Raw genomic sequence first — 15,490 nt, 5'->3', positions numbered from 1 at the left:
TTCAAGGGTGCTAACCCCTGAAATTTATTCGTTTGTAGATTGTTTTTTAGAGGTTAAAAGCAATACAAGATAGCCAAATACCCCAGAAGCGAGTGAGCCAAGCAAGATGGCTAATTTATCAGCGTATGCAAATGCATCTGAGTCGTTATAAGCTAGTCCATTTACAAATAAACTCATTGTAAAGCCAACACCACACAGCACTGCCACGCCGTATAATCCAGCCCAGCTAGAGCCTTCTGGAAGCTTTGCTAGACCTGCTTTTATCGCAATAAAGCTAAATGCAAAAACTCCAAGTTGTTTGCCGATAAAAAGTCCAAGCATTATGCCAAGTGGCACAGCTGAAACTAGCTCACTCACGCCAACACCACGTAGTGCTATACCGGCATTTGCAAAGGCAAAAATAGGAAGTACTCCATATGCAACCCAGCCGTGCAAATCATGCTCTATCTCTTTTAACATCGATTTGTCATCGTCTGATTTTATGGCAAGTGGTATGAAAAATGCAGTTATTACTCCAGCAAGTGTCGCATGAACGCCTGATTTTAAAACCGCCGTCCAAAATACAAGCCCTACTATTAAATATGCTGCTTTGCTTCTAACGCCTAACCTGTTTAATGCGAACAATACAGCGATGCACGCACCACCTATGCCTAGTGAAAATATACTAAGATCGCTTGTGTAAAATAGTGCTATGATGATAATTGCACATAAATCATCAATGATGGCTAGTGTCATAAGGAAAATTTTAAGACTTGTTGGCACTCTAGAACCTAGCAAACTTAATATCCCTAGTGCAAATGCTATATCCGTGGCTGTTGGTATCGCCCAGCCAGATAGTGCAAAACTATCAGACTTAGTAAATAGATAAAAAATCACAGCAGGAACGACTATGCCGCCAAGTCCAGCTATAGCTGGTAGGGCGATTTGAGAAGGATTTCTTAGCTCTCCTTCTAAAACTTCACGCTTTAATTCAAGTCCGATTAAGAAGAAAAATACTGCCATTAAGCCGTCATTTATCCATAAAATAAGCGGTTTTGATAGTGCATATTCGCCAAGTGCAACGGTAAATTTTGTCTTTAAAAAGCTATCATAAAATTCACTCAAAAGCGTATTTTGACACACAAGCGCGATGATGGTTGCTATCATTAGCAAGATCCCTCCGCTTGCTTCGTGCTTTAAGAATTCTTTAACACTTGACATACTATTTCCTTAAACAAATTTCGTGCCATACTAGCAAAAATAAGCTTAAATTGATAAATTTCTTGTGCTTTAAGTTGATTTTTTTTTTTTTTGTTATATAATATCCATAGTTTTTACATTAGATATATTTTAAGGAGTTTTATAATGAAATTTTCAAAGATTGCCTGTATCGCGATTATAGGTGCAAGTTTAAGTACAGGTGCGTTTGCTAGCTTAAAAGATGATATTGTAGCAAGAAATGAAGCTGAGGCTAGTTTGGACATAGTAAAAATGCGATTAAAACAATACTCAAAAGAGATAGACCAGCTAAAAGCACAGCAGAAAAAAGATGAGGAGCAAATTAAGTTAACTAAAGCTCAAGAAGAAAAGGCAACCGCACAGAAAGAAGCGGCTGATAATGCTTTTAAACAATTAAATAATCAAAAAACTGAAAAAGATGCTGAAATTGAGAAACAGTCTAAAATAAGAAAAGATAATTTAGATAAAATACAAGATCCTAAACTAAAAGAAGCTATTAGTAATAATCCGCAAAGAGGAAACATAGAAGATATTACAAAAGAGTTAGATGAACTTACTAAGATGCAAGATTTTACATCAAAAACAAAAGAAGATTTACAAGAAGATCTAAATAAAGTAAGTAAGCAGCTTAATGGCTCTAGCTCTCTTTTGCAAGGACAGGCTGACAGACTTGAACAGATAAAACGAGCAGTTGCAGATGCACAAGAAGATGATATTTCTAATGATTTGAAAATTATAAATGATTATATAAAAGAGATAAAAGAGGAAGCGCAAAGGAATAAAGATATATTAAGTGAAGATGTTGTTAATTCTATTGCAGATAGTGCTGAAAAAATTAAACAACTCCAAGGTGAGCTTGAGAAAATAGTTAAAAATTTAGACCAAAAAACGAAAGAGCAAGTATCGGCAGAGGCTCAGTTAAATGCAGTTAAGCGGGCTGTGCAAGATGCAGATGGGGCAAAAAAACATACGGAAACAAGCTTACAAAACGCGGAAGCAGCTTTAAATAAAGCGAAAGGGGATATCGCACCAGAAGAAGAGAAGCTAAAGCAAGCTCAAGCAAAATTAGACCAAACAAGGCAGCAGCTAGGTGCCAATGCTAAACAAGAAGAGAAAAAGGCTATGTTTGAAATTTTAGATGATAGCAAAAAGAACTTAGCTCAAAAAGAGAAACAACAGCAGCAAGATGCTAAAAGTCTTCAAGAAGCAAAAGATAAGCTAGCTAAAAAAATAGATGAGGTCATAGATCCCGGTGTGTTAAGTCAAGAGGATAAGACACAAGAGGGTATAAACAGAATAAAGCGGGGGTTAGATGCTATAAAGTCTGAATTACCTCAAGTTGCTCAACAATATAAAAAAGAAGTTGCATTGCTAGCATTTCAAAGCGTAAGAGGACAAGTGGATTCAAATTTAAAAGATATCCATAAAAAACTTGACGAGATCGAAAATAAAATAAGTAGTGTAGCAGATGATAGTGATATGGTTAATAAAAAAGATGATATAGGTAAAGTCGTAAAAGAGCTTCAAGCACTAGCTGAAGAAAAATCAAATAAAATAAGAGCTGCGGATGCTGAGATTGGAGAACTGGAAGATAAAGTTAGTACTGCAAATGATCAGTTGTTGGTAGCAAAGGGAAATATAGAAGATGCAAAAGAGGCATTACAAAACGCTAAAAATGGCATGAAGGATGTAGGAGTGTTTGTAGATGCTAAAAATAAACAAGAAGAGCAAGTTGCAGAGGCGTTATTTGATAAAGGCATAATGACTAGAAAGACACCAGATAGTGACATAGTGGCGATCTCTGACTCGCTTAGCAATGCTAGTGATAATATCCATGCAAATGCCCCAACAAAGATAACTAAATTTAACTCAGAGCTATCTACAAAAACTCGCCTTGCAAAGCTATCAAATCCATTTAATGAAAATTTAGCCTTAGCTTACGCTATAAATAATCTAAAAGGCGAGGCTTTTGCTGATAGTGGCGATACTCTTGGCTCAGTAGTTAGAACATATACAGATAGATATAAATACGATAATAACCTATGGGCAAATGCTATCGGTGCAAAAGCAAGCCTAAAAAATGACGCAAAAGCTAAGATGTATGGATTTAGTCTTGGATATGATAAGGTATTTGATGATACTATTGTAGGTGGATTTACAACTCTTGCTAAGTCTAAGCACGAAGATAGAACTTTAACAAACAAAGCAAACAACTATGAGGTAGGTGTATATGCTAGACATTTTATGTATAACCACGAGATAGATACAAAAGTATCTTTTGGTGTAGCTAAAAATAAGACAAATCGTAGTGTAGTTTTATCAAATGGAGTATCTAAAAATGATGGTAAATATACATCAAAATTTGCATCTTTTGACCTTAACTATGGATATGTGTTTGATCTAACAAATGCAGCGTTTGTTAAGCCTGCTGTTGGACTATCTTACCTTTGGCTAAAAAATGGACAACTAAAAGAAAATGGAAATCTACCTGTTAATATAAATGCAAAGAAATATAAAGAGCTTACACTAAATTTAAGTACAGAGATACGCAAGTATGTAGCTGATGGAAGCTATTTTTATATTCAGCCGGGATTTGAGCGTGAAATTTACAAAGCACAAGATGATGCATCTATAAGCTTTGTAGGCTCAAAAAACAATATAGTGTTTGACAAAGATAAATCTAAAAAAGGCTACTTTACCCTACAAACTGGTGCAGAATTTGCTATAACTCCTACCCTATCTACAAATATCAACTTTGGCTTAAAGACCAAAGAGGATGAGAAGTATTATAGTGGCACATTTGGTGTAAGATATAAGTTTTAAAATCTACTTTTAGTGGCAGTTTAAACTGCCACTTTTAAATTTCCATCCCAACTCTTTACATAAAAAGCAAATTTTTACATTAAACCTGCTATTATTTGATGAAATTTTAGGGGCAAAGTATGAGAAAAGAGCTTTTAAAAAACATAAAACGAGTAGTCGTAAAGATAGGTACTTCTACACTTACTAACGATAATGGCTCACTAAATGAACCAAAGATAAAGCAAATCGTAGCAAATTTAAGCAAGTTAAATGATGATATAGATGTAGTTTTTGTTACTTCTGGTGCAGTTGGAGCAGGCATAGGTGAGCTAAAACTAGATAAAAAACCAAAGTCCATAACTGAAAAACAAGCACTAGCAGCCATCGGACAAGTTTCGCTCATACATCTTTATCAAATTTTATTTTGGGCTTATGGTAAAAATATAGCTCAACTTTTGCTCACAAAAGATGATTTTAGCGACCGAAAGAGATATTTAAATATCAAAAATGTTTGCAACTCGCTACTTTCAAAAAAGATAATCCCTATCATAAACGAAAATGACCCAGTCGTAGGCGATGGTATAAAGGGCGTTAAGGTCGGCGATAACGACACGCTTTCAGCCCTTGTTGCAGGACTTGTGGAAGCGGATTTACTCATCATTTTAAGCGATATAGACGGACTTTATGATAAAAATCCTAGTGAGTTTAAGGACGCAAAATTTATAAATATCGTAAAAAAGATCGATCAAAATATCAAAAATATGGCGGGTAGCGAGGGGAGTAAATTTGGCACTGGTGGCATGAAAACAAAGATAATAGCTGCTGATATGGCAACTAAGGGCGGAACAAATTTAGTAATAGCAAGTGGCTCAAATCCGCAAAATATCGTGAATATAGTCCGTGGCGATGAGATAGGAACACTTTTTTTACGCCAAGACAAAAAGCTAAACTCAAAAAAATACTGGCTAGGCTACGGCTCTGCAAAAAGTGGAGCTATCATCATAGATAGCGGAGCAGAAAATGCCCTAAAAAATGGCAAAAGCTTGTTAAGCGTGGGGATAAAAGATGTTAAGATGGAGTTTGAAAGAGGAGCTGTTGTTGAAATTTTAAACCAAAACTCAGATCTTTTAGCGCGTGGTATTAGCAACTACTCGTCTGCTGAAATAAATCAAATCACAGGGCGAAAAAGCGATGAGATAGAGGAAATTTTAGGTTACAAATATGACGAAGAGATAGTTCATATAGATAATCTAGCACTTGTTTAGAAAGGTAAAATATGAGTGAAATTTTAAGCTTGGCAAAACAAGCAAAGTTAGCCAGTTTGGCTTTAAAATCCCTACAAACTCGCACGAAAAATGAGATCTTAAACGCCGTAGCAAACGAGCTAATCGCCAAAAAAGAGCAGATAAAAGAGCAAAATTTACTCGATCTAAAAAATGGCAAAGATAGCGGTCTAAGTGATGCGTTGCTTGATCGCTTGACACTAACAGATGCACGCATAGAGGCTATGGCGGCTGGGGTGTTGCAGGTGGCAAATTTAGCTGATCCAGTTGGCGAGATACTTGGCGGTTGGCGACACGAAAATGGTATGCAAATTTCAAAGGTGCGTGTGCCGCTGGGCGTTTTGGGTGTGATTTATGAGAGTCGTCCAAATGTCACGATAGACGTTGCTGCACTTGCCTTAAAATCTCAAAATGCTGTGATTTTACGTGGTTCAGCAAGTGCAATACACTCAAATATAGTTTTAGAAAAAATTTTTAATCAAACTGGTGCTATGTTTGGTTTGCCAAGCGGTGCTGTTACGCTCATAAAAGATACAAATAGGCAAAGTGTAGATGAGCTAATACGCATGGATAATTATATAGATATTTTAATACCGCGTGGCGGCAAGGGATTAAAAGAGCATATTATAAAAAATGCGACTATACCAGTCATCCAAACTGGTGCTGGTGTTTGTCATATCTACGTTGATGAGAGTGCTGATATACCAGATGCTGTGCGTATAATTAAAAATGCCAAAACCCAACGTCCTAGCGTTTGCAATGCTGTTGAATGTGTGATTTTGCATCGCAATGTAATTGATAAGATCATGCCTGTTTTAATAGCTGAACTTAGCGATGTCAAGCTTAGACTTGAAGGTGAAATTTATGAAAATTACGATGGATTTGAAAATGTCAAAAAGGCTAATGAGCTAGACTTTGGAGCTGAGTTTTTAGATATGATTTTACTAGTTAAAGTGGTAGGTTGCATAGATGATGCTATTTGCTACATTAACGAATATTCAAGCGGACACTCAGATGCAATCTTGTCAAAGGATTATGAAAATTTAGAAAGATTTTTAAATGCTGTAGATAGTGCTGTAGTGTATGCAAATGCTTCGACTAGATTTAGTGATGGCGGGGAGTTTGGCTTTGGTGGAGAGATAGGCATATCTACGCAAAAGCTTCATGCAAGAGGACCTATGGGGGTTAGGGAGCTAACGACGTATAAGTATATTGTTCGTGGCAATGGACAAACTAGGTAGTTGTATTTTGAAGTGAATTGAAATTTTATATTTAAGTATTTTTTTGATAGACTTTTGCAAAAATTTTAAGGCAAAAGATGGCTATAAATATATATCAAAAAAAAGATATTATAGAGATAAGAAAAGCAAATGAAATAGTTGCAAAAACATTAAATCATATCCAAGATATAATAAAGCCTGGCATGAGTTTGTTGCAGATTGATAAAATATGCGAAGACATGATAAGATCTCAAGGTGCAAAACCAGCTTTTAAAGGGCTGTATGGATTTCCAAACGCAGCTTGTATAAGTTTAAATGAAGTCGTAATACACGGCATACCAAATGACTATGTTTTGCAAGATGGCGATATAGTCAGTGTTGATATAGGTTCAAATTTAAATGGGTATTTTGGCGATAGTGCTAGAACATTTGGCGTTGGAAAAATTTCAGCCCAAGATGAAAGGCTTATAAGTTGTAGCAAAGACGCTCTTTATTTTGCGATCGATTATATTAGAGCTGGTATGCACTTTAAAGAGCTTAGTCTTGAGATAGAGAAATTTATAATCGCGCGTGGATATGAACCGCTTCGTGGCTTTTGCGGACACGGCATAGGAAGACGCCCTCACGAAGAACCGGAAGTACCAAACTATTTAGAGGGATTTAATGCAAAGGCTGGTCCGAAGATAAAAAATGGCATGGTTTTTTGTATAGAGCCAATGATATGTCAAAAAGACGGCACTCCGGTTATCGCCGATGATAAATGGGCAGTAACAAGCAAGGATGGATTACGCACGTCTCACTACGAACATTGTGTCGCTATAATAGATGGTAAAGCTGAAATTTTAAGTCAAATATAATTACAAAATAATATTAAAATTAAGAAAGGAAATTTTATGAAATTTAGTGGAAAAAACGTATTAGTAACAGGTGCTAGTCGCGGAATAGGTGCAGATATTGCTAGAGTGTTAGCAAAAATGGGGCTAAAAGTATGGATAAATTATCGCTCAAAACCAGAATTAGCAGATGCATTAAAAGATGAGATTGTTGCAAATGGCGGAGCGGCAGCGGTTATTAAATTTGACGTAACTGATGAAGATGAATTTATAAAAGGTATAAATTTAATCGTAGATAGCGACGGCGAGTTAAGTTATCTAGTAAATAATGCTGGTATCACAAACGACAAGCTTGCGTTAAGGATGAAAACTGATGAATTTACAAGCGTAATTGATGCAAACTTAACCTCTGCATTTATTGGTTCTCGTGAAGCTTTAAAAGTAATGAGTAAAAAGCGTTTTGGTGCGGTGGTAAATATAGCTTCAATAGTTGGCGAAATGGGTAACGCTGGACAGGTGAATTACTCAGCAAGTAAGGGTGGCATGATAGCTATGACAAAAAGTTTTGCAAAAGAGGGTGCGAGTAGAAATGTCAGATTTAACGCAATCACACCAGGCTTTATACAGACTGAAATGACTGAGGTATTAAGTGATGAGATTAAACAAGCATATACAAAATCCATACCGCTAAATAGACTTGGAAGTGCTGATGAGGTTGCTAATGCTGTGGCGTTTTTATTAAGCGATTATTCTAGCTATATTACGGGTGATATTTTAAAAGTAAATGGCGGTATGTATATGTAAATAAGCATTTAAAACAAATAAAAGCTTATTTATTATAAAATTGTGGCGAATTTTTACAAGGAGAACAAAAATGGCAATATTTGAAGATGTAAGAGATGTAGTTGTGGAGCAGCTAAGTGTTGAGCCAGACGCAGTTAAACTTGAGTCTAAGATAATTGAAGATCTAGGTGCTGATAGCCTTGATGTTGTTGAGCTAGTTATGGCGTTAGAAGAGAAATTTGACGTTGAAATTCCAGATAGCGAAGCTGAAAAGCTAATTAGCATATCTGATGTAGTAAGCTATATAGAGAAACTTGGCAAGTAATTTGCCGTTTTAAAGGAGAAGTATTGAAGCGAGTTGTAGTAACAGGCATTGGTATGATAACCGCACTTGGGCTTGATAAAGAGAGCTCTTTTAAGGCGATTTGTGAAGGTAGGACTGGTGTTAAGCGTATAACATCATTTGATGTTAGTGATTTTCCTGTTCAAATTGCAGCTGAGATTACAGACTTTGATCCGCTTAGTGTGCTTGATGGCAAAGAGGTTAAAAAAGTAGATCGCTTCATACAACTTGGCATAAAAGCTTCAAAAGAAGCTATGCAAGATGCAAATTTTAGTGAGTTTGATGGTGAAAATTTTGGTGTAAGTTCGGCAGCTGGTATCGGTGGATTGCCAAATATAGAGAAAAACTCAAACATACTTTTAGAAAAAGGTGTTCGTAAAATTTCTCCATTTTTCATTCCATCAGCACTGGTAAATATGCTAGGTGGGATAGTTGCTATAAACCATGGTCTAAAAGGACCAAACTTATCTAGCGTAACAGCATGTGCAGCTGGAACTCACGCACTTAGTCAAGCTACAAAATGTATCATGATAGGTCAAGCAAGACAGATGTTAGTTGTTGGTGCTGAATCAACCATATGTGGCGTTGGTGTTGGCGGTTTTGCTGCGATGAAGGCACTATCTACCAGAAACGATGAACCACAAAAAGCTTCTCGTCCGTTTGATGCTGATAGAGACGGCTTTGTTATGGGTGAGGGTGCTGGTGCTCTTGTGCTTGAAGAGTATGAGAGTGCAGTAGCTAGAGGTGCTAGAATATATGCTGAGATAGTTGGCTTTGGTGAGAGTGGCGATGCGTATCATATAACATCTCCGTCTTTACAAGGACCATTAAGTGCGATGAAACAAGCATTAAATATGGCAAATGTTAGTATCGATTATGTAAATGCACATGGCACATCAACTCCTACAAATGATAAAAATGAAACAGCAGCACTAAAAGAGCTATTTGGCGACAAATGTCCGCCTGTAAGTTCCACAAAGGGGCAAACCGGACATTGTTTAGGTGCAGCTGGTGCGATAGAGGCAGTCATATCTGTTATGTCTATTCGTGATAGCATAATTCCACCAACTATAAATTATGAAAATCAAGATCCAGATTGCGATTTAGACTACGTGCCAAATCAAGCAAGACATGTTGAGCTTAAAGCTGTCATGAGTAACTCTTTTGGTTTTGGTGGCACTAATGGTTCAGTGATATTTAAGAAAATGGACTAAAAATGTCAAGCTATCTAGATTTTGAAAAAAGTATAAAGCAGATCGACGATGATATAGCAACAGCAAAGATTCGTGGCGATGAGCATGCTGTTGAAATTTTAAATAAAAATCTTGCAAAAGAAACTTTAAAAGTTTATAAAAATTTAAATGAGTATCAGCGTTTGCAATTAGCACGTCATCCAGATAGACCCTATGCTCTTGATTATGTTAGATCGCTTTTGAGTGATTACCATGAAATACACGGAGATAGAGCATATCGTGATGATCCTGCGATAGTGTGTTTTATAGGTTATTTAGATGGCAGACAAGTGGTTGTTATCGGCGAACAAAAAGGGCGTGGAACTAAAAATAAACTAAGGCGAAATTTTGGTATGCCACATCCTGAAGGTTACAGAAAAGCTCTAAGAGTTGCGAAAATGGCTGAGAAGTTTAATCTGCCTATTTTATTTTTAATAGATACTCCTGGTGCTTATCCTGGTGTTGGGGCTGAAGAACGTGGTCAGAGTGAGGCTATAGCAAAAAATTTATATGAATTTGCCTATCTAAAAACACCGACAATAGCCGTTGTGATAGGTGAAGGTGGTAGCGGTGGTGCATTAGCTATCGGTGTAGCTGATAGATTAGCAATGATGAAAAATTCTGTTTTTTCTGTTATTTCTCCAGAAGGTTGTGCTGCTATATTGTGGAATGATCCATCTAAACAAGAGCAAGCTACAAAAGCGATGAAAATAACAGCTGATGACTTAAAAAAACTACAGCTCATAGATGATGTTATAGATGAGCCAATAAATGGTGCCCATAGAGATAAAGTTGCTGCAGCAAAAGCACTTGGTGAATATTTTTTAACTAAACTTGAAGAGCTAGAAAAGCTTAGCATTAGTGAATTAATTGAAAATAGAATGCAAAAGATTTTGTCTATTGGAAGTTATGTTGAAAGCTAACAAACTATAGATTTGATAGATATTTTATAAAGCTTAGATAGCAAATTTGATCTCTTTGTATTTTTGATATATGGTATTAGAGTTTAAGTTTACCCCAAATTCCATTTTCAAATATGCTTGATAATTTAATCCCATTAGATTTAACAATACTCTTGCCTTGTTTATTTAATAAATTTATGCTTGTTTTATCTTTGGTTTAAAATTACTTTGATATATTTACGGCTTTACAAGAAGTGATTTTATTTGCTTAATATAAGACTTTACAATGAAAGACTTAAAACTCAACAAAGTGTAAGCTCTCACTAAGCTATAATAAACAAATATAATTACTGTTATTAATTTCAAAGAAAATTTAAATTAATTTTTTAAATTAAAGACTATAAAATAAATTTTGTCTTAAAACAACTAAACAATAAAAACATCTTAAATCAAAAATAGTAGCAGTAGGCAAAATAAATCCCCAAAAGACAAAGGTGGTTTTTGGCTAACTATCTTGCATAAATAAAAGTAAGCTACTACTTTAAGTTTTAAAAGCAAAATATTTCTTTACTGATTGGTAAATTTAATAAATTTTTAGAAATTTAAAATGATGGATGTGTTTTTGTTTTGGAGGTTGGTTTTTAACTTCGCTTCGCTCGTTACAAGATGATAGCTTAAAACGTTATCGCTATTATAGAGATTGCTTTAATTTTTGTATATGTAAGCTTATAGGTTTGAATTAAATAAAATTAACCAAATCTTGTGAGATCATAATTGTTTAGTATAAGCAGAAATTTGCTAAAACCAACAATATAAAATAGCAAAATAATTTGTAGTCAATAAACTAAGTCAAAGCTTTATCTATCATGACAAACAAATTATTGCACATTCTTTAACTAAAAAATGTCGTTAGTTATGTTTTTGTGATTGGCGTTTATGCAGTATAAAACATACGCAAGTATAAATTTGCACATACATTCATGCTTATGCAAATACTAAAATTTGCCTTTAGGCACACTTTGCTTATTTTTGGATATTAGATTATTTGGCTGGTAAAATTATTAAATAGTGGATTAAATATTTGGTTTTTTAATCCTTAAGATACGCTACTAAAGCCAAATTTTGATTTTATACTAACGCTGTATTTGTAAAGCTAGAAAAAGTATTTAAGTTTAAAAAGTCTTAAAAAATGATGCCTAAAAGCTTATAAACTAACTTTTTAAATTTTTAACAATAAGCTATGCTTGTATTTTGATTTCATTCGTTATTTTTGCAATGACTTATACAAAATGATGGCTTTTGTGATTTAGTACCACTTTAAAAAGCCTTTTATTTAAAACAAAATAAATTTATTTCACTCCCCGATCCCACCCTCGCAAATCATCAGTGTTTGGTAATAAGCATAATAATAACATTGCACTTGTAAAAATAAGGGCTAAATATAACTGTGCACCGCCCAAAGTGCTAAATGATGTGTCAAACCCTGACACTGGGTTACACTCGCCTTGACTTGCTACCTTTCTTTTGTTAAATTAACTCTAAGCTCCAATTGCTTTCTTGTATTAGCATATCAAGCTCTCGCAATTCTTTGCTAAGCCTATTTGATTGAGCTCTAAGTGGTGTGACATCAACTGTGCTTAGGATTTTAATCTCAGTTTTACTAGCACGATTGCTTAAAGATGAAGCTTGATTAATAAACTCATTTAATATTGTAATTTTTTTTGACAAGATCTCTTTTTTTGCAAGCAACTGAGTTAAACTTGTATCTTTTATCTTGCTTTGTGCATTAGTTAAGTTTATTTTTGTAATTAAATTTTCTAGCTCGTCTAGTGTTGTATCAAGCTCTTTTAATAGCAACTTGGGATCTTCTGCTGGTTTTTCTCCTTCTTGTTTTGTTGCATTATTGCTTAGTCTATGTGATAGTTCTGAGATTTTCATTTGCAAATCACCACGTATAATTAGTGCTTGTGCTAATTTCATAATTACTCCTTTTTTCGGATATTGTATCAAAATAGTATTAAATTTAATATTTTATATAACATTAATTACATCAAGTATTTAGAAGTGAATTTATTTAGCCCCAAAAAGGGGCCGTGAGATTATTTTAAAGCGTCTTTTGCTTTTGTTGCTAGTGCTTCAAAAGCCTTTGCGTCATTCATAGCTAAGTCAGCTAGGATTTTTCTGTCTAGTTCTATACCAGCCTTTTTAAGACCAGCGATAAATCTTGAATAGCTTATGTCGTTTATTCTGCAAGCCGCATTTATACGTACTATCCATAGACGGCGGAAGTCACGTTTTTTCTGGCGTCTATCACGGTATGCATATACTAAACTTCTTTCTAGTTGCTCTTTAGCTTTTCTAAAGTGTTTGTGTCTTGCACTATAAAAACCACGTGCAAGTTTTAGAACTTTTTTATGGCGTCTTCTTCTAACTACGCCTGTTTTTACTCTTGCCATATTTATCCTTTCACAAATTGGCGTCCGATGTCGGATCTTTCCCTAAAATTTAGGAGAGCTTGAATGACTTTTGTCAAAAACTTATTAACGCTAGTTATATTCCTAGCATTGCCTTAACTGCTTTTACGTTTGTGCTATCCACATATTGTGGCTGACGCAAATCTCTCATACGCTTACTTGGTTTTTTTGTCAAGATATGGCTTCTAAATGCTGAGCCACGTTTTATCTTGTTTTTACCTACTTTAAAGCGTTTAGCAGCACTTTTAACGGTTTTCATTTTAGGCATACTAAATCCTTTAGTGTATTTTACGCTAAAAACGTAAGGAGTGGATTATACTAAAACAATCCTTTATTTTAATTAAATTTAAATATTTTAGTGTAAAATTATGCCTAAAATTTAGAGGCGAAATATGCTACAAGATAAGATAAAAAATGGTGATGCTGGGATACTTTTATATGGACTAACTCCTCCAAAAAGCAATAAAGACGAAAGTGATATTTTACGCATAGCTGGTATTTGGCGTGATAGGATACAAAGCATTGGCGTAGATGGGATCGTGCTATATGATATTCAAGATGAAGCAGATAGAACCGATGATGAGCGAACGTTTGAGTATATACAGACAATCAGCCCTGAAATTTATTATCAAAAGTATTTAAAAACAGATATTCCAGCAGTGATTTATAAAGCTGTTGGCAAATATGATGAGATTAAATTTAATGAGTATCTAGCCTCGCTTGTCCCAAATTCAATCAATGTTTTTGTTGGTGCTAGTTCAAAAAATACTCCCATAAAACTCACTTTAGAACAAGCGTATAAAATATCAAAAAAGCAGTCAAACAGACCATTTTATGGCGGTGTTTGCATACCTGAACGCCACGCCAAAAAAGCAGATGAGCATTTAAGGGTTGCTGCAAAAACGCTAAATGGTTGTGAGTTTTTCATATCTCAAGCCGTTTATAATCTAGAAAATGCTAAAAATTTCATCGATGAGTATGCAAAAATGCAAACAAAAAAAGTGCCTATTATTTTTACTTTTACTCCGTGCGGTAGCTTAAAAACGCTTGAATTTATGAAATGGCTTGGTATATCTATACCGCAAAATTTACAAGACAGGCTTATAAATTCGCAAGATATATTAAAATCATCTGTTGATTTAGGACTTGATATATTTAATTTTTTATACAAATACGCCCTAAATAAAGGCATTAGCGTTGGTGCAAATGTAGAGAGCATCTCAACTAGAAAGGTTGAGATACAAGCATCAATTGAACTGTTAAATGGCATAAAACACATCATAAATACCGCTTCTTATGCGTATAAAATTTAAATGCAAACTCTAGCACAAGCTTATCAAACGCCGTTAAAACACATAAAATACATCAGCCGCAAACTTAGCATAACTTCTCCTAAAACATTGCTTGTCGGAGCTAGTGGCACTGGCAAAACGGCTATGATATGTGAATATTTAAGCGAATTTAAAGATGAAGAGCGACTTTATGTAGATCTGCATGATATGCGTTTTGTTTTAAGCGAGATTGGTGATATTGCTGATTTTGTTAAGCAAAATGATATAAAAGCAGTTGCGATAGATGGCGTAAGCTCACAAAATATTAGCTTGTTTGCAAAGCATTTGCAAAATGTTTCAAATGTAGTATTTTCAAGCGAAGATAAAGATTGCAACCTCGATGATTATGCTTGTTTAAATTTAAACTATCTTGATTATGAAGAGTTTATTTTGTTTTTTAGAAAAAATCTTGATGAAACTCTTTTATTTAGTCATTTTTTGGCACACGGTGGTGCTGTTGCTTCGGCATTTATGGACGCTAGTTTAAATGCTAGTTTTTTGCAAAATGAACTAAGACGAAAATTTTCGCAAGTTGAAATTTTGATTTTAATTGAGTGTGCGGATAAAATTTCAACAAATTTAAGCACCTATGAGATATATAAAAACTTAAAACTTCGTCTAAAAATTTCAAAAGATAGTGTATATAATTCACTACGTGCTCTAGAAAAAAGCGGCATGATATATTTGCTTAAAAAATACAATGAGTCAAGCTCATTAAAACGAGTGTATTTTGGAAATTTTGCATTAAAAAATGCCTTAAGCTACAAAAAGGAGTTTGTATATACTTTAAAAAATGCTGTTTTTTGCGAGCTTTTTAAGCTAAAAACTGATGTGTTTTACACAAACGAAATTGATTTTTATATTCCTAATAAGGAGCTTGGCATTATTACTGTGCCTTTTTCTGATGTAAGCATTACGCTTCTTAGATTTAACAAGCTTTTGCCGATGCTAAAATCATACGGCATTAAAAGACTTCAAATTATTAGTGTTTCAACTCAAGGCGCAAGCGTAAAAGAGGGCATAAAGTGTGAAATTTTGCCGTTTTATCAGTGGGCGTTAAGTTTATAAG

Annotated in this window: 14 protein-coding genes; 10 read left to right on the top strand and 4 right to left on the bottom strand. The window is 34.7% G+C overall.

The features are described 5' to 3' along the window. Positions 1-24: 24 nt before the first annotated feature. On the bottom strand, positions 25-1,200 hold the full coding sequence (nhaA, locus tag LQU93_RS04940) for a Na+/H+ antiporter NhaA (protein ID WP_229932774.1): 1,176 nt from the start codon (positions 1,198-1,200) through the stop codon (positions 25-27). A gap of 144 nt (positions 1,201-1,344) precedes the next feature. Between nhaA and LQU93_RS04935 the strand changes: the two genes are divergently transcribed. From LQU93_RS04935 to accA, 8 genes are all read left to right on the top strand, one after another. Next, on the top strand, positions 1,345-4,041 hold the full coding sequence (locus tag LQU93_RS04935; protein WP_229932773.1) for an autotransporter domain-containing protein: 2,697 nt from the start codon (positions 1,345-1,347) through the stop codon (positions 4,039-4,041). A 119-nt stretch (positions 4,042-4,160) separates the two neighbouring features. Continuing rightward, on the top strand, positions 4,161-5,285 hold the full coding sequence (gene proB / locus LQU93_RS04930; RefSeq protein ID WP_229932772.1) for a glutamate 5-kinase: 1,125 nt from the start codon (positions 4,161-4,163) through the stop codon (positions 5,283-5,285). Positions 5,286-5,296: 11 nt separating this feature from the next. Further along, positions 5,297-6,544 (top strand): glutamate-5-semialdehyde dehydrogenase, encoded by a 1,248-nt coding sequence (locus LQU93_RS04925; protein WP_229932771.1) that lies wholly within the window; start codon positions 5,297-5,299, stop codon positions 6,542-6,544. Positions 6,545-6,621: 77 nt separating this feature from the next. Then, a complete protein-coding gene (map, locus tag LQU93_RS04920; RefSeq protein WP_229932770.1) occupies positions 6,622-7,380 on the top strand; it encodes a type I methionyl aminopeptidase in 759 nt (252 codons plus the stop codon). A gap of 36 nt (positions 7,381-7,416) precedes the next feature. Then, complete coding sequence (gene fabG / locus LQU93_RS04915; RefSeq protein WP_229932769.1) at positions 7,417-8,160, top strand: 3-oxoacyl-ACP reductase FabG; 744 nt, start codon at positions 7,417-7,419, stop codon at positions 8,158-8,160. A gap of 70 nt (positions 8,161-8,230) precedes the next feature. Beyond that, a complete protein-coding gene (gene acpP / locus LQU93_RS04910) occupies positions 8,231-8,464 on the top strand; it encodes an acyl carrier protein (RefSeq protein WP_229932768.1) in 234 nt (77 codons plus the stop codon). Between the two features lie 23 nt (positions 8,465-8,487). Beyond that, complete coding sequence (locus tag LQU93_RS04905; protein ID WP_229932767.1) at positions 8,488-9,696, top strand: beta-ketoacyl-ACP synthase II; 1,209 nt, start codon at positions 8,488-8,490, stop codon at positions 9,694-9,696. Between the two features lie 2 nt (positions 9,697-9,698). Next, entirely contained in the window at positions 9,699-10,637 is a 939-nt protein-coding gene (gene accA, locus LQU93_RS04900; RefSeq protein WP_229932766.1) for an acetyl-CoA carboxylase carboxyl transferase subunit alpha, read from the top strand. Between the two features lie 1,506 nt (positions 10,638-12,143). On the opposite strand, the gene LQU93_RS04895 is transcribed toward accA, so the two are convergent. From LQU93_RS04895 to rpmI, 3 genes are all read right to left on the bottom strand, one after another. Continuing rightward, a complete protein-coding gene (locus LQU93_RS04895) occupies positions 12,144-12,596 on the bottom strand; it encodes a DIP1984 family protein (RefSeq protein ID WP_229932765.1) in 453 nt (150 codons plus the stop codon). Positions 12,597-12,715: 119 nt separating this feature from the next. Next, entirely contained in the window at positions 12,716-13,072 is a 357-nt protein-coding gene (gene rplT / locus LQU93_RS04890; protein ID WP_229932764.1) for a 50S ribosomal protein L20, read from the bottom strand. Positions 13,073-13,166: 94 nt separating this feature from the next. After that, positions 13,167-13,358 carry a 50S ribosomal protein L35 gene (gene rpmI, locus LQU93_RS04885; protein ID WP_229932763.1) on the bottom strand — a complete coding sequence of 64 codons (192 nt, stop codon included), beginning with the start codon at positions 13,356-13,358 and terminating at the stop codon, positions 13,167-13,169. A 124-nt stretch (positions 13,359-13,482) separates the two neighbouring features. On the opposite strand from rpmI, the gene LQU93_RS04880 reads away from it, so the two are divergent. Both LQU93_RS04880 and LQU93_RS04875 read left to right on the top strand, forming a co-directional pair. Beyond that, a complete protein-coding gene (locus LQU93_RS04880) occupies positions 13,483-14,403 on the top strand; it encodes a methylenetetrahydrofolate reductase (protein WP_229932762.1) in 921 nt (306 codons plus the stop codon). Beyond that, positions 14,404-15,489 carry an ATP-binding protein gene (locus tag LQU93_RS04875; RefSeq protein WP_229932761.1) on the top strand — a complete coding sequence of 362 codons (1,086 nt, stop codon included), beginning with the start codon at positions 14,404-14,406 and terminating at the stop codon, positions 15,487-15,489. The last annotated feature ends 1 nt before the right edge of the window (position 15,490 follow it).

Source organism: Campylobacter majalis, from assembly GCF_905120465.1.
GTDB classification, from domain to species: Bacteria; Campylobacterota; Campylobacteria; order Campylobacterales; family Campylobacteraceae; genus Campylobacter_A; species Campylobacter_A majalis.
This window is presented reverse-complemented; position numbering and strand designations above follow the sequence as displayed.